Origin of the sequence: Streptomyces tricolor, assembly GCF_002155905.1 — a bacterium.
Lineage (GTDB): Bacteria > Actinomycetota > Actinomycetes > Streptomycetales > Streptomycetaceae > Streptomyces > Streptomyces tricolor.
In genome coordinates, this window is sequence record NZ_MUMF01000110.1 from 1 (window position 1) to 18,715 (window position 18,715).

Genomic DNA, 18,715 nt, shown 5'->3' on the forward strand with positions numbered 1-18,715 from the left:
CCCGGCCGGCCGGCCGGTGCCGGCGCCCGCCCCTTCGCGCGCGGCGCGGCCGTCCTGGCCACCGCGCTGGCCCTGCTCTCCCCGCTGGCCGGCATCGCGCCCGCCGCAGTGCAGGAGGCCGAGGTCGCGGACGTCGGAGTCCGGGTCAATGCCCAGGCGGCTCTGGGCCGGCTGCCCGATACCGCCCGCGGCGTCAATGCCGCGATCTGGGACGCGCACATGAACGACCCGGAGGTCGCCGGCCTGATGGCGGAGGCCGACGTCGGGGCTATGCGCTACCCCGGCGGCTCCTACGCGGACATCTACCACTGGAAGACCCATACGGCGCCCGGGGGATACGTCGCTCCGGGTACCGGTTTCGACTCCTTCATGGGCACCGTCCGAGCCACCGGGGCACAGCCGATCCTGATCGCCAACTACGGTTCGGGCACGCCCGAGGAGGCGGCCGAATGGGTCAGGTACGCGAACGTCACCAAGGACTACGGTGCGAAGTACTGGGAGATCGGTAACGAGATCTACGGCAACGGTCACTATGGCAGCGGCTGGGAGCATGACGAGCACGAGGACAAGAGCCCACGCGAGTATGCCCGTCAGGTCCGCGCCTACGCCGCGGCCATGAAGGCCGTCGACCCGACGGTCAAGGTCGGCGCGGTTCTCACCACCCCGGGCCAGTGGCCGGACGGCGTGGTCGGCGAGGGTGACGCGGGCGACTGGAACCACACGGTGCTGTCCGAAGTGACCGACGTCATCGACTTCGTGAGCGTTCACTGGTACGCGGGCGGATCCGACACCACCGCGCAGGACGCGCTGGACAGGCTGGCCGGGCTGCCCGGGGAACTGCGGGAGGTGCGCAGTCAGATCGACCGGTACGCGGGTGCCGGCTCACCGCGCATCGGCATCGCCCTCACCGAGATAAACACCAACACCGGTGGCGCCCGGCTCACCGCCCGCCCCAATGGCCTCTTCGCCGCGGACGCGCTGATGACGGCTCTGGAGAACGGCGTGTTCAGCGTCGATTGGTGGAACACCCACAACGGCGCGGGCCAGATCACCACCGTCGACGGCGAGACGGACTACGGCGACATGGGGATGCTGTCCAGCGGCGCCTGCACCGGTGACGTCTGCGAGCCGGCGCCGAACACGCCGTTCCACCCCTACTACGGCATGAAGATGACCAGCGAACTCGGCACCGCGGGCGACACCATGGTCGCTGCCGAGTCCTCCGCGCAGGACGTCTCCGCACACGCCGTGCTCCGCCGCGACGGGCGGCTGAGCGTCCTGCTCGTCAACAAGAACCCGGACACCGCACGGACCGTCGACCTCGACTACGCCGGCTTCACCCCGTCCGCCACCGCACCCGAGGTCAGGCGGTACGCACGCGGGGACAGCGACATCACCGCGGTCACCGGCGGGCAGGTGTCCGCCTCCCGGGCCACGGTGCCGCCCTACGCGCTGCTGACCGTGACGCTCGAACCGCAGCCCGGGACCGGCCCTGGGGCTTCGGCTGCCGGAACCCCGGGCACACCGAGGCTGGAGGCGGTGACCGACACCACCGCGCGCCTGTCCTGGGAGAGCGCCTCGGGCGCCGCCCGCTACCTGGTCCAGGAGCGCGACGGCGCGCACACCCGTCTGGTCGGCGAGACGACCACCGGTACGTCCGTGACCCTGCGGAACCTGCCACCGGGCAGCTCGCACACGGTCAACGTGCTGGCGGCGGATGCCTCCGGACGGCTCTCCGCCCCCTCGTCCCCGCTGACCTTCACCACCGGCACTCCACCTGAGGCCCCCTGTGCGGTGAGCTATCACCGTGACACGAGCTGGGGCAACGGCTTCGTCGCCACCGTCACCGTACGCAATCTCTCCAGTACCGCGATCACCGGCTGGACCGTGGACTGGGACTGGCCGGCCGACGGTCAATCGGTGTCCTCCGGATGGAACGCCGCTTTCCACCAGACCGGCCGGCACGTGCGGGTCACCGCCCCCGAGGGCGCGGGGCCGCTGGCCCCGGACGGCGGATCGACGGCCTCCTTCGGATTCGTCGGCGCCAACGACGGGCCCAACCCGGAGCCGACGGTCTTCCGCCTCAACGGCACCGTCTGCTCGGGCGGCTGACGACCGGCCCCGCCGTGCACAGCCCGTCCCGAGCCGACGGTCTTCCGCCTCAACGGCTGACGACCGGCCCCGCCGTGCACAGCCCGTCCGGAGGCCGGGACGCAGGGGCCCGCTTGGGCGCGGGCCCCCCGCTCAGCCCCCACGGCGGGGCAGCACCACACGGCCCACCTGGCCTTCCGCCCGGCGGGACAGCGGCGTCGGCCGCGACTCGGTGTCGGCGGGCGAGCGGGCTGGCGACCGACGCCTGTCGGGGCCGGCGGGAGCGAACGCTGCCCGACGGCCCCTCGTGCTCACCCCTGCCTGGGAATCGAGCAGTTGACGTCCGGGGCCCGGTCCGCGGGCCAGGTGATGCGGTCGAAGAGGGCTGTCTTCTTGCGCGGGTCGAGGTGGACGATGGGAACCGCCTTGTTGTGCGGGTTGCCGTACTGGTCGAGGCAGATCCAGCCGCTGGCGCCCTCCACGCGGTTGGTGCCGTGCAGGCGCAGCCAGTTGTCGGCGACTTCGGCGAGGGTGGGCATCGTCACCTTGCCCACGGCGTCGTTGCGGATGCCCTCCACTGCGGTGCCGACCGCGTCATAGGTGATGATGATCCGGCCGTCGACGAGGTCGGACGGGGTGGCGCCGACCTTCGGCAGCAGGCCGGTCAGCTCCTTGAGCGCGGCCCTGCTGCCTCCCGTCTTCTCGGTGCTCTTGTCGCCCCAGGCGTCCGGATGGGCCAGTGCGGCGTAGCGGAGGGTGATGCCCGCGCCCTTGGTGAGCGCGTCCCAGTGGTCGGCGAACTTCTCGTCGACCGTGAGTGTGGAGGCGTGCGAGCCGGTGATGACGGTGTAGTGCTTGTTGCAGTTCCGATCGCCCAATTCGATCAGGAACTGCCTCAGTTGTACCGGGCGTCCGGCGAAGTAGATGGTCTTGGCGGCCGAGGTGCAGATGTCCGGGACCATCTGGTGGAAGTCGTTGGCGAGGTTTCCTTCGTCGTTGAAGTCGGGCGGGGAGCGGAAGGTCTCCGGTGCGTTGGGGGCGCCGTCGGCGAGCTCCTCGAACCTTTTGCGCAGGCTCTCCAGGTAGTTGTCGCCCTCACGGATGTCTTCGATCACCATGGTCTCGGCGGGCTTGATGTCCTTGCCGTAGGAGGCGAGGGCGTCGGCCTGGTCGGCGTTGCCGGGGGCGACGCGGGCCAGGCCGGGATACCGGTGCGGGTTCTTCTCCTCGTTCGCGATGTCGTCCGCGGTCATGGGACCGGCGACCACCGGGATGTGCAGCTGCTTGGTCAGATGGCCGATGGCCGCCTTGGTCTCAGGGAGACTGATGTTGATCCCGGCCACGGCCCGCAGGTTCTGCTTCTCGTCGGACGCGGCCTGTGCCAGTTGCTCGGCGACCACGGGCCAGTGCTCGTAGCCGCGGCCGGGGTTGGCGAGCAGGAGGCGGATGGGCGGTTGCCTGTTGGTGTTGTGGTTGGCGCGGTACTGGGCGAGGTAGGCGCCTTCGACCTGCTCCACGTACTCGCGCTGTTCGGCGGGATTGTCGGAGATCATGGGGATCATCAGCGCGATGGTGGCGGGTGACGTACCTGCCCCCTCGGTCCGCTTCTCGACCCATTTGTTCTCGGCCTCGATACGCTTGGTGACCTCCTTCAGCGAGGGGTCGTAGGCGTAGGCGCCGTCCGTGACCCCCACGCACTCGTGCCGGGGGCCGCGCTCGGACACCCCCGGGGCGCAGGCCGGGTCGTCGGCGAACCAGGAGCGGTAGACGAAGTAGCCGCCGGCCGCGACGGCGGTGGCAGCGACCATGACCAGCAGCGCTTGGTACAGGGGGCCGGCAGGCCAGAGCTTCATGTGCGGGCCTCTCCGTAGGTCGGCAAGTCGGGCGCCTGACGCCAGCGGTTCAGGAGCAGTGGCCACTGCTCGTACGCCTGGAAGAAGACCCGCTGGGCCGCAGGGGCGCTCCGCTGGGCGAGCGTGAGCAGTTGCAGCCGGACACTGTTGATCTTTTCCGTGTCAGGCGGTGCCAGAGGGTGCGACTGCTCCCAGAGGTTGATCAGCAGGAGCCGCACGGCCTGATGCACGGGATCGTCGTCGGCCGTGCAACAGGACAGGGGCGCCGCGGGTGGGTCCGCCAGGTTCGCCGGCGGGTGCGGCGCCGCGCAGATCAGGTTCAGGGCCGTGAGCCAGGACGGGGCGTCCTGCTCGGCCAGGCGGCGGTGCAGGGCCTGGGCGACCGTGTCCGCGTCACCGATCGCGAGCGAGTGGTGCAGGTAGCGGACGTCGTGCACGGCCGCGGTGCCGCCGTAGACGTCCGGTGCGTACAGGGAGCGCAGCAGGAGGTGGATGTTCCTCCACTGCTCGCCGCTCGGCGTCTCCTGGGCCCGTAGGCGCAGGTCGTGCAGGAGCAGGGCGCGCAGGGTGGGGTCGCCGACGAACGGCCCGTCGACGCCCGGCCAGGGACAGCGGCCCCAGTGATCGTCCCGCAGCTGGACCAATGCCTCTTGCACGGGGACGCCCCCGGGGTCGCCGGGCGGGTAGTGAGCGCTGAGTTGGTGTGCGGCCGAGTCGTCGAGAGCCGGCGCGTAGTAGACCAGACGTGCTCTGGCGACCTCGGCGGGGATCAGGATCCGGAGCAGCCGCTCGTTCACGGACGGCCCCTGTTCGGCGCCGTACGGCACGTCGAGCAGCGAGCGGACGTCGAGGGGCTCCCCGCGCAGGGCCTGAGCCCGGACGGCCTGCACCAGCGTGTGGGCGATCCCGGCCCGTCCGGCACTGAGCCTGTGGATCACTTGAGCCACGCCGGGCTCCGGCCGGTCCGCGCCGAACATCTCCTTGACCTCGTCGAGGCCGAGCTGCGCCAGCGGCAACCGCAGCACCCAGCCGGCCGGAACGTCCGGTGACTCCTGTCTCCAGAACGGGCCCGCCACACTCCGCGTCGACGGGGTGCTCTCCGGATCAGGGGCGGCCGGCTCCGCGGCGAGGGAAGTGGCGACGACACCCGGCCGGGTCCGAGGGGCCTCCTCGTGCCACACACGGGTCAGCGTGTCCCAGACCTCCTGGCCCAGCGCCGTATGGACGTTGTCCAGCAGCAGCAGCGGGCGCGGCACCCGGTTCGCCCTGCGCAGCCGCGTGTAGTGGTCCGCCATGTCCTCCAGGAGGGCGGCGTGCAGGTGCCGTTCCGCGAGTCGCCGGTCATCGGGGTCGCCGCGGAACCGCATGGCGAGCTCGGTCAGCTGGGCGTGCGCGTCGCCCTGGGAGCTCACCCGCCGCTCGGACCACCATCTCAGCCCGTCCCTGTTGGCATGGGGGCCGAGCAGCTCGGTGGTGACGATCTCCGCGAGCGGCGGCACGATCTCCCTCAGCCCGGGCCCCAGCCCCGGCACGGTGCCGAGCCCTTCCATGACCTGGGTGATCCAGCCCGCCACCCGGTTCCTGCGTTCCTGCACATCCGGCTGGCTCTCCCGGAGCAGTCCGGCCAGCCGGCTCCGCGCCGCGGCCAGTTCGGCGGGCTGGACCGACTGCCAGCTGGTGACCGCGAGCAGCCCCTGGGTGAGCCGCGGAAAGGCCAGCTTCCCGCGGAACTCTCTGGGCTGCTGGCTCAACCTGTCCATCAGATAGAAGAGGAGATCCGTCGTGCGCGACGCGTTGGCGGTGCTGTCGTCGTCCGGGGGCGCTAGCCCTGGCTGGCCGAAATCGTCCGCCCCGAGATCCGCGTACGCCTGCGGTATGCGCTGCGCGTACCGCTCCGCGAGCCGTTCCAGCAGCGCGGTCTTGCCGGTGCGCCGCCCGCCGGTGCACTGGACCAGCAGCGGGCTCCCGCCCGGTATGCGCAATCGGCTGTGACTCTCCGGCTTGAGCCCCACCAGCTCGGGCACCAGCTCGTTGAGCACGGCCGACCGTCCGTACAGAGTCACTGCGATCCCCCGTCGTCCGACTCAGTGACGCCTCGTCAGGCCCGAACAACAAGTGTCGCACCTCACATCGAGACACGCAGTACACCTTCGGCAGATTCTCCACCACGCCCCCCGCTGATCGCGGCGGTGCATACCCGCGGGCCCGTCCCGCGGCCGGTGCATGACGACGAACGCCCCGCGGCCACAGGTGCTGCGCTACACCGCTTTCTCGATCACCCGAACCGGCAGTCCCCGGCACGGCGTCCGCCGGTCCTGACGTACAGCCAGCGCCGTCACATTGCGAGGAGAACGTGGGACGCCTGGGCGGCGGCCGTGCCCGGCCGGCCGAGATGGCAGGCGACCGCAGGAACCCCCTCCGCACTGCCGCTCGGGAGCGCTCGCTCATCCCGCCCTGCACCTAGTCACCTTCCGGGAAAGGCCAGAACCGCCAGCGGACCGAGCGGCAGCCGAGAAGGGCGCCTGACCAGCATCCTCCCTGGTCAGGCGCCCTGTCTTCTGCGTCTAGAAGAAGCCGAGCTTCTTCGGCGAGTACGACACCAGGAGGTTCTTCGTCTGCTGGTAGTGCTCCAGCATCATCTTGTGGGTCTCGCGGCCGATCCCGGACTGCTTGTAGCCGCCGAACGCCGCGTGCGCGGGGTAGGCGTGGTAGCAGTTGGTCCACACCCGGCCCGCCTGGATCGCGCGGCCCGCGCGGTAGGCGGTGTTGATGTCCCGGGTCCACACGCCCGCGCCCAGACCGTACAGCGTGTCGTTGGCGATCTTGATCGCGTCGTCGAAGTCGTCGAAGGAGGCCACCGAGACGACCGGGCCGAAGATCTCCTCCTGGAAGATGCGCATGCGGTTGTCGCCTTCGAAGATGGTCGGCTGGACGTAGTAGCCGCCCTTCAACTCGCCGTCGTACTCCACGCGTTCCCCACCCGTGAGGATCTTCGCGCCCTCCTGGCGGCCGATGTCCAGGTAGGAGAGGATCTTCTCCAGCTGGTCGTTGGAGGCCTGCGCGCCGATCATGGTGTCGGTGTCCAGCGGGTGGCCCGGCCTGATGCGCCGGGTGCGTTCGACGGCCGCCTCCAGGAATTCCGCGTAGTGGCCGCGCTGGATCAGCGCCCGGGACGGGCACGTGCACACCTCGCCCTGGTTGAGCGCGAACATCGTGAACCCTTCCAGCGCCTTGTCGCGGAAGTCGTCGTCGTGCGCCCACACGTCGTCGAAGAAGATGTTCGGCGACTTCCCGCCCAGTTCCAGGGTGACCGGCTTGATGTTCTCCGAGGCGTACTGCATGATCAGCCGCCCGGTCGTGGTCTCCCCGGTGAACGCGACCTTCGCCACCCGCGGGCTGGACGCCAGCGGCTTGCCCGCCTCCACCCCGAAGCCGTTCACGATGTTCACCACGCCCGGCGGCAGCAGGTCCGCGATCAGGCTCATCCAGTAGTGGATGGAGGCCGGGGTCTGCTCGGCCGGCTTGAGGACCACCGCGTTGCCCGCGGCCAGCGCCGGCGCCAGCTTCCAGGCGGCCATCAGGATCGGGAAGTTCCACGGGATGATCTGCGCGACGACCCCGAGCGGCTCGTGGAAGTGGTACGCCACCGTGTCGTCGTCGATCTCGCCCAGCGAACCCTCCTGCGCCCGGATCGCCCCCGCGAAGTAGCGGAAGTGATCGATCGCGAGCGGGATGTCGGCCGCCAGCGTCTCCCGTACCGGCTTGCCGTTCTCCCAGCTCTCGGCCACCGCCAGCGGCTCCAGGTACGCCTCCATCCGGTCGGCGATCTTCAGCAGGATGTCGGAGCGCTCCGCCACCGGCGTACGGCCCCACCCCGGTGCCGCCTCGTGCGCCGCGTCCAGCGCCCGCTCGACGTCCTCCGCGGTACCGCGCGCGATCTCCGTGAACGGCTGCCCGTTGACCGGTGACGGATTCTCGAAGTACCGCCCGCGCGCCGGCGGCACATAGGCGCCGCCGATGAAATGGTCGTAGCGCGCCTGGTAGGAGACGATCGAGCCCTCGGTGCCCGGCGCCGCGTAACGAGTCATCCTGTCTTCCTCCCGGTGCAGCGCTGCCCGCCGTTGGGCAGCTGTCGGCGCGAGGCTAGGCAAGCGGACGTTGCAAGTACGTTGCACCGCGCGCCCGCGCCGGGAAACGGCTGGCCGGTACCGCCAGTTCGGCCTCCAGCGCGGCGAGCCGGGCACGCACCGGAGCCGTCGGGCGCACCGCGGCGAGCGCCCGCCACACCTCGATGTCGTCCTCACCCCACGGCGCGTGTGCCCAGTCCGCCAGCAGGTCGGGATCCCGGTGCGCGATCAGCGCCGTGCGCAGCGCGCCCGCGAGCCGCTCCCGCAGCCGGACGATCGCCGGGGCCTGCGATCCGGGCAGCAGCGGCCCGCTGTACGCCTCCACCGCCGCGGTCAGCCCGCCCGTCTCCAGCCGCCGCTCGACCACGGTGGCGTCCGACTCCACCGCGGCCGTCAGCCGGTACGGCCGTGAGGCGAGCAGCCCCGGTCCCAGCAGCCTGCGCAGCCGGGCCAGTTCGGCACGCAGCGTCACCGGGGTCACCGACTCGTCCGCGTACAGCCCGCACAGCAGCTCGTCTCCGCTCAGCCCTTCGGGGTGCCGGGACAGCAGCACCAGGATCTCGCTGTGCCGACGGCTGAGCCTCATCCGCCGCCCGTCGAGGGAGAGTTCGGCCTCGTCCCGGCCCAGCGCGCTCAGCAGCGGCGCCTGGTCGGCAGCGCCCGGCGGGGTGAGCAGGGCGAGCTGTGCCTCGGCCGCCCGCGCCACCGCCCGCACGAAGCCGAGGCTGTGCGGATGGGCCAGCCCGTCCCCGCCGGTGATGTCCACGGCCCCGAGGACCCGCCCGGTACGGGGATCGTGCACCGGCGCGGCGGCGCACGTCCATGGCTGCACCCGCCGGATGAAGTGCTCGGCGGCGAACACCTGCACCGGCCGGTCCACGGCGACCGCGGTGCCCGGCGCGTTGGTGCCGACCGCGGTCTCCGACCAGCGCGCCCCGGGGACGAAGTTCATCCGGTCCGCGCGGCGCCGGGTGGCCGCGTGCCCCTCCACCCACAGCAGTCTGCCGTGGGCGTCGCACACCGCCAGCAGATGCTCGCCGTCGGCGGCGAACGTGCCCATCAGCTCCCGGAACAGCGGCATCACCCGGGCCAGCGGGTGCTCCGCGCGGTAGGCGCCGAGGTCGCCGTCGGTCAGCTCCACGCTGGCGGAGCCGTCCGGCCCGACACCCGCCCGCGCGCTGCGCCGCCACGACTCCGCCACCACCGACCGCACCGGCCGCGGCACCGTCCCCGCCGTGGTGAACGTCTCGTGCGCCCGGCGCAGCACCCGGACCCGCTCGGCGGGGTCGGCCCCCGGCTCCAGGGCAACCCACGGATCGGTCAACTCGGCCTCCCCGGAAGGTGAAACGGCGATGCCACGGCTGCTGGAACCATCGTCACCCCGGGTGTTCGCGCCAACAACCGGTGCGACGGAGGCTCCGCCCCCCGGCTAGGCGAAGTTGACCAGTCTGATGTAGCGCACCCAGTCCCACTTCGGGCCCGGGTCGGTGTGGTCGGTGCCGGGCACCTGGTAGTGGCCGATGATGTGCTCCCTGTCCCGGGGGATGCCGTACGTCGCGCAGATCGCCGCCGTCAGCTTCGCCGACTCCTCGTACAGGGCGTTGGTGAAGTAGGCGGGCCGATCCACCCAGCCCTCGTGCTCGATGCCGATGCTGCGCGTGTTGTAGCTCCAGTTGCCCGCGTGCCAGGCGATGTCCGCCTCGCGCACGCACTGCGCGACGTGCCCGTCCGCCGAGCGCACCAGATAGTGCGCGGAGACCTTCTTCTGCGGATTGCTGAAGATCGCCAGCGTGTCGGCGTACGTCTCCTGCGTGACGTGGATGATCACGCGGTCGATGGCGTAGTCGCCGGGGCGGTCGGCCACCGTGTAGTTGGAACTGCTCGCCGGCCGCCACTCGGCGGGCGGGTAGTCGACGAACCCGGTCTGCGCTCCGGCACGCGGCTCGGGCAGCAGTGCGTAGGGGACGGCGGCGAGTGCCGCGCCCTTCAGCAGCCGTCGTCGGCTGAGCCGAGGTCGTGCTCGGTCCATGTCCATGGCGGGATGCCTTTCGGGATGCCTTCGGAAGGCCGTCGATGAGTCAGGGGTACGGCGGAGACGTCAGCCGCGCAGGGCCCGCGCGGTCTCCCGCAGGCGTGCGTGCACTGCGCGGTACGTCTCCCGCGCGGGCAGCCACTCCTTGCGGAGCTTGGCCACGCACGTGTAGTTCGTGTCGCACACGTTGGCCAACGGTGATTCGACCGCCTGGGTTGCGAACTGGTACGCGTCCAGCTCACTGAACCCGTAGTCGCGCACCAGCCACTGCACCAGGTCGAGCTGGGATATCCGGAACGCGTCCTCCAGCGGGCGGGCCGATCCGGTCGAGATGATGTGGGTGTCCGACTCCAGCCGGGGCCACGGGGTGGTGACGCCCTTGAGGAGGTCCACGACCACCACCGTGTTCATCGCGCACTCCACCGCCACCCCGCACGTCTCACCCTCCCCCTGCCGGGCGTGCCCGTCACCGAGGCTGAGCAGGGCGCCCTCGACGTTGACGCCCAGGTAGCAGGTGACGCCGGCCCGCATCTCGGGCGTGTCCATGTTCCCGCCGTGCGCGTCCGGCACCAGGGCCGACCGCACCTCCAGGTTGGCGGGCGCCACGCCCACCGTGCCGTGCATCGGGTTCAGGGGCAGCTCCGCCCGGAAGTCGCTGTCCCGTGCCTGGAACAGCGCGGTCCGCCGGGCCCGGTCCAGCTGCCAGATCCAGACCCGCTCCGGCAGCGGTGGCTGCAGCGCGGCCGTGGTGTGCGTGGAGGTGAGCGCGCCGAAGAGGGGGACCGTCGTGGACGCCGCCCAGTCCCGGGCCGGTTCGATCGACACGAAGTGCACGGCCACGGTGTCGCCCGGCTCGGCGCCCTCGATGTGGAAGGGGCCGGTCTGCGGATTGAGGTAGGGGAACTCGCACACCTCCGACACGAGGTCCTTCTCGGAGCGGACCCGGCCGGCGAAGCAGTCCTCCGTGTAGAGGTCGAGCACCGTACCGGGTGCGATCCGCGCCAGCGGCGCCGCTCCGCCGAACGTCCAGGCGTACTGGTCCGGTTCCGGGCGTACGGTGAGGATCCGGGGCTCGGTCATCGTGGCTTGGTTCCCTTCGGGTCGGTGGACGGGGCCCGGCACAGCAGTCCTCGCTGCGGCGGATGGTCAGCGGTACCACCCGGCGGGTGGTCAACGGGGCACGGTCCCGCTCCGCCGTCCGCCCCCGGGGTCGTACGCGTCGAGGTGCACGCGCGCCGTCTCGGCTATCCGCTCGGGGTGACGTCGTACGAGCACGAGGAGGACCACCGCACCCATCGCCATCCAGGCGCCGACGACCGGACCGGCGTAGGACACCGGAGCCGTCAGTTCCGTGACGAAGTCGAACACCGGGAGGCCGGCGGCCGTCAGCAGGGCGGGGACGAACGCCGCGCTGCCCAGCACCGGGAACAGCAGGTGCCGGACCGGCTTGACGGCGGCCCGGCCGGAGCGCAGGAAGTAGCCTGCGCAGGACAGGTTCACGATGATGTACACGCCGACGACGACCGTGACGATCACCGTGGCGAGGAGCAGGAAAGCGGTCACGGGGCCGTAGGCGAGGCCGAGTCCCAGCACCGCCGCGACGGCCACGGCGGTCTGCACGGCGATGCCGGCCACGGGGGAGCGGTGCCGGGGGTGCAGCGTGGCGAGCAGGCCGGGCAGGACGCGGATGCGGGCCAGGGCGAAGGCCGTGTGGGTGGAGACGTTCGCGCACGCATTGGCGTTCGCGATCGTGGAGTTGACCACCGCGAGGAATACCAGCACCCAGAACAGGCCGAACGAGGCCCGGGCGACGCCTTCCCACGACGCCGCGCCCGAGGCGCCGAACTCCGCGAACCGGTCGGGACCGAAATAGACGGTCATCGCATAGGTCGTGAGCACGTAGAACAGGCCGATGCCCAGGGCCGCTCCGAGGACCGCGCGGTGCATGGTCCGCCGAGGGTCGCGGGTCTCCTCGGCGAGCGGCGCCGCTGCCTCGAACCCGGCGAACGCCAGCACCGTGTACACGGACCCGGCGAACACGCCGGCGGCCCCCGAGTACCCGTCGGCGGTGTGCGCCGTGCCGAACACCGACAGGGTGTTCGCGCCGCCCGCCCTGCCGATGAGCAGGACCGCGAACACGACGAGGACGAGGACTTCGAAGACGCCGAGGACGACACCCAGGCGGGCCGAGGCGCGGACGCCGAGACAGCCGGCGACGGCGATCACCCCGGCTCCCGCCAGCGACCACGGCCACCACAGGTCCGCCGGATACGCCGACCACTCCGCGTGTAGTGTGCCCGCCGCCGTGAAGCCGAGCTGAAGGAGGAGCAGCGGCGGCACCAGCATCTCCACGAAGACGTAGGCCCACCCGACGAGGAAACCGACGGCCGGATGCAGGCCCCGCGCCGCGTAGGTCGCCACCGAGCCCGCCGCGGGCAGCTCCCGGGCCAGCTCGGCCACGCAGGAGGCGGTGAACAGGCAGGCCACCAGGGCGATCAGCACCGCCAGCGGCAGGCTGCCGCCCGCGAAGGCGGCGCCGGACGGGATCGACGCGGCCACCGCGGCGGCCGGCGCCATCGCCGTGATGCTCTGGAACAGGACCTCGCGCAATCCGATCGCGTCGCGCCGCAGCCCCCCGCTCGGCTCCCCGTCCATGCGTCCCCCTGATACGTGTCAGTCCGCTGCCACCTGCCGCCTGCGCGCTTTCCTCGCTCCGCGTGCGCCGGCCCGCTCATGACGGTCCGTCGGCCGGGCCTCGCGTGAATCACGGTACGACTCGGGCCGGTTGGGCAGAAGGGCGTGCCACGGTTCCGTGGACAACTCGCGGCCTGTGGACAACTCGATCACCCGATCGGGGGAGGCCCGGGTGTGCGTGGAGCGGTGTCCCGCCGGTTCGGAGGCGTCCGCGCAGTCCCCGGCGGACGGCGAGCCGGGTCAGGATCGTTCCGCCACCGTCGCCGGATCGTCGAGTACCGCTCGGACGACCGAGTGCGCGGCGCCCAGCAGGGGCCCCTGCGGGCCCAGCGGGGACACCGTCACCGGGCAGGCCGGGCCCGCCGTGCGGCCCGTCAGTTCCGACTCCAGCGACGGCAGCAGCCAGGGGGAGAGGCCGGCCAGGGCGCCGCCCAGGACCACCGTCTCGGGGTCGAGCAGGTTCACCGCCCCGGTCAGGGCGATGCCGAGCGCCGTACCGGCGTCCCGCAGAGCTGCCCGCACGCCCTCGTCGCCCGCCTCGGCGCGCTCCGCGAGCAGGCCCACCAGATCCTCGCGCGGCTGAAGCCCGGCCGCGCGCAGCACCGCGTCCTCGCCCGCGTACTGCTCCAGGCACCCCCGGCCGCCGCACGGGCAGGGAGGTCCGTCCGGCCGTACGGGCACATGGCCCAGCTCCCCCGCGAACCCCCGGGTCCCGCGCAGCAGCCGGCCGTCCACGACCACGGCCGCACCGATGCCGATCTCGGCCGACACGTGCAGGAAGTCCCCGGGGGTGCCGGCACCGAGCCACAGCTCGGCCAGAGCACCGAAGTTGGCCTCGTTGTCCACGGTCAGCGGCCAGTCGGCGGGGAGCAGGGGAGCGAGGTCGGTGCCGTGCCAGTCGAGGTTCGGGGCGCGTACGACCGTCCGTCCGTCCCTGGCCACCAGTCCGGGTACGGCGACCGCGAGCCCGGCGGGCCAGAGCTGCGCCCGTTCCGCCTCCGCGACGACCTGGCGGATCAGCGCCGTCAGCTCCTCGGTCACGGGCTCGGCCGCCCGGCCCCGGTTGGCGCCGTGCCGCACGGCCCGCGCCCGGACCTCGCCGCGCAGGTCGACCGCGCACACCGCGAGATGGTCGACGCCGATCTCCGCCCCGATCCCCGCCGGGCCCCGGCCGCTCACCGCGAGCGCCGACCCGGGTCGGCCCACCCGGCCGGGCCGCTCGGGGCCCAGTTCCTCCAGCAGCCCCCAGCGGATCAGCTCGTCCACCAGCGTCGACACCGCCGCCCGCGTCAGCCCGATCCGTGAGGCGACCGCCGCCCGGGACAGCGAGCCCTCGGCGCTGACGGCGTGCAGCACCCGGGCCAGGTTGCGCCGGCGCATGCCCTGCTGGGTGTCCGGCAGGGCGCGCCCGGCGCCCGGCGGGCGGGCCTCGTGCAGCGGTGCGGTCATGCCTCCGTCAATCCTCGGTGTCTGCCGCCCGGCTGGGGGCGGGCGGCCTGGTCATGGGGTATTCGCGTCCCGCTCCAGCAGCGGGGCCGCGTCGGAGAGTACCCCGCTGATCCGGTCCAGCGTCGAGGTGTCCCGTTCCACGGCGTCCAGGACCGGGCCGGCGGCGGTGTTCCAGCGGCGGGCGACCGCCGCGGGATCCTCGCCGGTCAGCAGTCCGGCCGCCTGCGCCGCCGCGCCCAGGGCGACCAGTTCCCTGGCCTCCGGGACCTGGACGGGCCGCCCCGAGAGCCGGCGCACGGTCTGCTGCCAGGCCGTCCCCCGGGCCCCGCCGCCGATCAGGATCAGCGGGGTGCCGCGGTCCGCGTCCGCGTCGAGGACCAGATCCAGGGCGCCGAGCAGCGCGTGCACCGCACCGTCGTACGAGGCCTGCAGCAGCTGGCCCGCTGTGGTGTCGTGGCGCAGTCCGTGCAGCAGCCCGGAGGCGTGCGGCAGGTTCGGGGTGCGCTCGCCGTCCAGGTACGGCAGGAGGGTCACCGAGCCGCCGGGTTCCACGGCCTCCCGGTCCAGGCCCAGCAGGGCCGCGACGCGGTCCACCGCGAGGGTGCAGTTCAGGGTGCAGGCGAGCGGCAGCCAGTCCCCGCGCGCGTCGGCGAAGCCCGCCACCGTGCCGGTCGGATCCGTGGGGCGGTGCCGGGAGACGGCGTAGACGGTGCCGGAGGTGCCGAGGCTCAGCACCGGGGTGCCGGGTCGCAGGCCGAGGCCCAGCGCCGCCGCCGCGTTGTCGCCGGTGCCGGCGGCCACCAGCGTGCCCTTGGAGAACGGCAGGTCGTGGCTGTCGCGCACGGTGCCGGCGACCTCGCCGGGCCGCACCACCCGGGGCAGCAGCGCCGGGTCGAGCCCGATGTGCGCGAGGGTCTCCTCGTCGTACGCCTCCGCCCCGGACGCCCACCAGCCGGTGCCCGAGGCGTCGCCGCGGTCGGTCGTGCCCTGCCCGGTCAGGCGCTCGGTGAGGTAGTCGTGGGGGAGCCGTACCGCCCGGGTGGCGCGCACCGCGTCCGGCTCGTGCTCGGCGAGCCACGCCCACTTGGTGACCGTGAAGGACGCCCCGGGCACACTGCCGGTGCGCTCGGCCCAGGCCTTCGGCCCGCCCAGCTCCTCCACCAGGCGGCGGGTCTGCGGCGCCGAGCGGACGTCGTTCCACAGCAGTGCCGGACGCACCGGCTCGCCGTGCTCGTCCAGGGTGACCAGTCCGTGCTGCTGGCCGCCGATCGACACCGCCGCCGCCTCGTGCGCCGCGTCACCGCACTGGCGCAGCGCCGCGCACAGCGCCTCCCACCACTGACGCGGATCGCTCTCCCGGCCCGCCCCGGAGGTCACGGTGTGCGGTGCCTGGCCGCTCGCCACCACCTGACCGGTGGCCGCGTCGACGACCAGTGCCTTCGTGGACTGGGTGGACGTGTCCACCCCGACGACGAGCGGACCCTCGGCTGCTGACATCGGGCTCTCCCTCTTCCGCGGCTCCGCGGCATGTGCGGTGGGCTGATCGAAGACACCTTGCTGTCGAAGACATCTTGTCTCTTCCCAGCGGTGCGCCCGCATACTAATTTGTAAACCGCCATGACGAATAGTCGTACGCAGCAAGGAGCCGCGGCATGAGCTACCAGCCCACCCCCGAGGACAGGTTCACCTTCGGCCTGTGGACCGTCGGCTGGCAGGGAAGGGACCCGTTCGGCGACGCCACCCGCCGCGCACTCGACCCGGTCGAGACGGTGCAGCGCCTGGCCGAACTCGGCGCCCACGGAGTGACCTTCCACGACGACGACCTGATCCCCTTCGGCTCCTCGGACACCGAGCGCGAGTCGCACATCAAGCGGTTCCGGCAGGCCCTGGACGCCACCGGCATGACCGTCCCGATGGCCACCACGAACCTGTTCACGCACCCCGTCTTCAAGGACGGCGCGTTCACCGCCAACGACCGCGACGTGCGCCGCTACGCCCTCCGCAAGACGATCCGCAACATCGACCTGGCCGTCGAACTCGGCGCGCGGACGTACGTCGCCTGGGGCGGCCGCGAGGGCGCCGAGTCCGGGGCCGCCAAGGACGTACGCGCCGCCCTGGACCGCATGAAGGAGGCCTTCGACCTGCTCGGCGAGTACGTCACCTCCCAGGGCTACGACATCCGCTTCGCCATCGAGCCCAAGCCGAACGAGCCCCGCGGCGACATCCTGCTGCCCACGGTCGGGCACGCGCTCGCCTTCATCGAGCGCCTGGAGCGGCCCGAGCTGTACGGCGTCAACCCGGAGGTCGGCCACGAGCAGATGGCCGGTCTGAACTTCCCGCACGGCATCGCCCAGGCCCTGTGGGCGGGCAAGCTCTTCCACATCGACCTCAACGGCCAGTCCGGGATCAAGTACGACCAGGACCTGCGCTTCGGCGCCGGCGACCTGCGCGCCGCCTTCTGGCTGGTCGACCTCCTGGAGAGCGCCGGCTACGAGGGCCCCCGCCACTTCGACTTCAAGCCGCCGCGGACCGAGGACCTGGACGGAGTGTGGGCGTCCGCCGCGGGCTGCATGCGCAACTACCTCATCCTGAAGGAGCGCGCTGCCGCCTTCCGCGCCGACCCGGAGGTCCAGGAGGCACTGCGCGCGTCGCGGCTGGACGAGCTGGCCCGGCCGACCGCGGCCGACGGCCTGCAGGCCCTGCTCGGCGACCGCGCGGCCTTCGAGGACTTCGACGTGGAGGCGGCCGCCGCGCGCGGCATGGCCTTCGAGCGCCTCGACCAGCTGGCGATGGACCACCTGCTGGGGGCACGGGGCTGACCGCACGCGCGCGTGCGGTCGACCGCACCCCACGCGGGTGCGGTCGAACAGCGCGACAGGCCGTCCGCGGGTTCGCGGACGGCCTGCGCGCACCGGCGCCCAGCGGTGGCCTGCGGCTCAGGGCCGCTCCGGACGCCGTCGTGGCCGCGAGGCGGGGGCTGTTCGGCGATGCGGCCCTTCGGATGCCGTCACAGCCTCTTGGGGAGACGTACGTACACCACCGTCGTCTTCACCCCGCTGTCGACCAGGCGGCCCCGGGCGTCGAACGCGCCCGGCCCGTCGGTCATCCCGAAGTCGTTGTCGTTGACGAGCGCGAGCGTGTCGTGGTCCACGCGCGCGATGCCCTCGATCTTCCCGGGCACCCCGGCGACCTTGCCGAGGTTCAGCACGAGCTGCTTGGGCAGCACCGGCACACCCGCGGTCGCCGGGTCGTCCAGCTGCTCCAGCGACGGAGACGTCGTGGCATCGTCCCACGGGCCGCCCAGGATGTCGGAGCTGCCGCGCAGCCGGACCAGCTGCAACCGGGCCGCCTTGTCCGTGCGCTCCTCGACGAGCAGCCGGTCGCGGCCGACCGCCACCACCGACGAGATCTTCAGCTCCGAGGGGTCGTCCTCGCCCGGGTCGACCGTACCGACCGGGTCGAAGCGATAGGCGTACTCGGCCGTGACGGCCTTCTCGCGCGGCGAGAAGCGCAGCAGGCGGGTCGTGCGCGAAGCGTCCCCGGCGTCCGCGTCCGGCAGCGAGAGCGGGCTCTGCAGGGCCATCACCAGATCACCGCCGGGAAGCTGCGCCAGCCCCTCGAACCCCCGGTTGATCTTGCGGTGCAGCAGGACCGGCGGCAGCGCCTCCACCACCGGGTAGTCCGCGCCGGTCAGAGCGAGCCCTTCGGGCACGTAGCGAGCGAGGACCCTCCCGCGCGTGGAGACGTGCACGAGGGACGGCCCGTACTCGTCCACGAGCCAGAAGCTGCCGTCCGCCGCCCGTACGATGCCCTCGGTGTCCAGGCCGTTCGGGTCGTAGGAGAGCGGCGTCCCCGCGTCGTAGGTGTACGGCGCCTCGTCCCGGGTCCGCTGGTTGGGCAGCCCGGTGACGGCCTTCCCGGAGGAGGTGGTCAGCGGTATCGCGTCGATGACCTCGACCGTGGCCCCGGAGACCCGGATCCTGACGATCGCCGGGTCGAATCCGGGCACCGGGAAGGTGCGGCGCTTCTTGCCGTCCACCTTGATCTGGCCGTTGGGGCCGCGGTCGGTGACCGTCCAGTACTCGCCCTTGCGGCCCGCCGGGTAGAGGTCGCTGCCGATGCCGCCGAGCCTCACCCCGTGGTCGTCGGCCACGCTGCCGGGCAGCAGGGCGTTGCTGAACGCGCCGAGCGGGATCTCGCCGAGCGCCGCCGCGCGCACGACGCGGGCGTCCCCGGACGGCGCCGCCGTGGCCGTCCCCGCGGCCACGAGCGCGGCGGCCAGCGCCAGGGGCAGGACCGTGGCGGCGGAACGGTGGACGCGGCGCCGGCCGGCGGCTTGCGGGGACATCGGGCCTCCAGGGGACAAGGTGGTTGGCTGCGGCCACCATTGGGCCCCCGGAGGAACGCCGTACGACCGGCGGGTGAACGACCGGCGTCCGCCGCTCATCGGATGATCGCGCCGGTCCGTG

Annotated in this window: 12 protein-coding genes; 2 read left to right on the forward strand and 10 right to left on the reverse strand. The window is 72.5% G+C overall.

Annotation, left to right across the window (positions count from 1 at the left end):
• Positions 1-2,112 (forward strand): cellulose binding domain-containing protein (locus CCN44_RS09460; protein ID WP_208639740.1); only part of this gene is annotated, 2,112 nt, incomplete at its 5' end.
• A 290-nt stretch (positions 2,113-2,402) separates the two neighbouring features.
• Here the strand turns inward: CCN44_RS09460 and CCN44_RS09465 are convergent.
• From CCN44_RS09465 to xylB, 9 genes are all read right to left on the reverse strand, one after another.
• A complete protein-coding gene (locus tag CCN44_RS09465; protein ID WP_059247936.1) occupies positions 2,403-3,944 on the reverse strand; it encodes an ABC transporter substrate-binding protein in 1,542 nt (513 codons plus the stop codon).
• Positions 3,941-6,007: a hypothetical protein gene (locus tag CCN44_RS09470; protein ID WP_086697356.1), complete on the reverse strand. Its 2,067-nt coding sequence runs from the start codon at positions 6,005-6,007 to the stop codon at positions 3,941-3,943. Before CCN44_RS09470 ends, CCN44_RS09465 begins: the two co-directional genes overlap by 4 nt.
• A gap of 501 nt (positions 6,008-6,508) precedes the next feature.
• Positions 6,509-8,032 (reverse strand): acetaldehyde dehydrogenase ExaC, encoded by a 1,524-nt coding sequence (gene exaC, locus CCN44_RS09475; protein ID WP_059247934.1) that lies wholly within the window; start codon positions 8,030-8,032, stop codon positions 6,509-6,511.
• A gap of 55 nt (positions 8,033-8,087) precedes the next feature.
• Positions 8,088-9,395, reverse strand: a complete 1,308-nt coding sequence (locus CCN44_RS09480; RefSeq protein WP_086697357.1) for a GAF domain-containing protein — start codon at positions 9,393-9,395, stop codon at positions 8,088-8,090.
• Between the two features lie 105 nt (positions 9,396-9,500).
• Positions 9,501-10,100 (reverse strand): N-acetylmuramoyl-L-alanine amidase, encoded by a 600-nt coding sequence (locus CCN44_RS09485; protein ID WP_189397459.1) that lies wholly within the window; start codon positions 10,098-10,100, stop codon positions 9,501-9,503.
• A 69-nt stretch (positions 10,101-10,169) separates the two neighbouring features.
• Positions 10,170-11,183, reverse strand: coding sequence for an acetamidase/formamidase family protein (locus tag CCN44_RS09490; protein WP_086697358.1), 1,014 nt, complete (start codon positions 11,181-11,183; stop codon positions 10,170-10,172).
• A 90-nt stretch (positions 11,184-11,273) separates the two neighbouring features.
• On the reverse strand, positions 11,274-12,758 hold the full coding sequence (locus tag CCN44_RS09495) for an APC family permease (RefSeq protein ID WP_086697359.1): 1,485 nt from the start codon (positions 12,756-12,758) through the stop codon (positions 11,274-11,276).
• Positions 12,759-13,037: 279 nt separating this feature from the next.
• Positions 13,038-14,246 carry an ROK family transcriptional regulator gene (locus CCN44_RS09500; RefSeq protein WP_059247929.1) on the reverse strand — a complete coding sequence of 403 codons (1,209 nt, stop codon included), beginning with the start codon at positions 14,244-14,246 and terminating at the stop codon, positions 13,038-13,040.
• A gap of 51 nt (positions 14,247-14,297) precedes the next feature.
• Positions 14,298-15,743: a xylulokinase gene (gene xylB / locus CCN44_RS09505; protein WP_086697360.1), complete on the reverse strand. Its 1,446-nt coding sequence runs from the start codon at positions 15,741-15,743 to the stop codon at positions 14,298-14,300.
• 155 nt (positions 15,744-15,898) lie between these two features.
• On the opposite strand from xylB, the gene xylA reads away from it, so the two are divergent.
• Entirely contained in the window at positions 15,899-17,065 is a 1,167-nt protein-coding gene (xylA, locus tag CCN44_RS09510; RefSeq protein WP_059247927.1) for a xylose isomerase, read from the forward strand.
• 188 nt (positions 17,066-17,253) lie between these two features.
• On the opposite strand, the gene CCN44_RS09515 is transcribed toward xylA, so the two are convergent.
• Positions 17,254-18,594, reverse strand: a complete 1,341-nt coding sequence (locus CCN44_RS09515; RefSeq protein ID WP_086697361.1) for an esterase-like activity of phytase family protein — start codon at positions 18,592-18,594, stop codon at positions 17,254-17,256.
• Positions 18,595-18,715 lie beyond the last annotated feature (121 nt).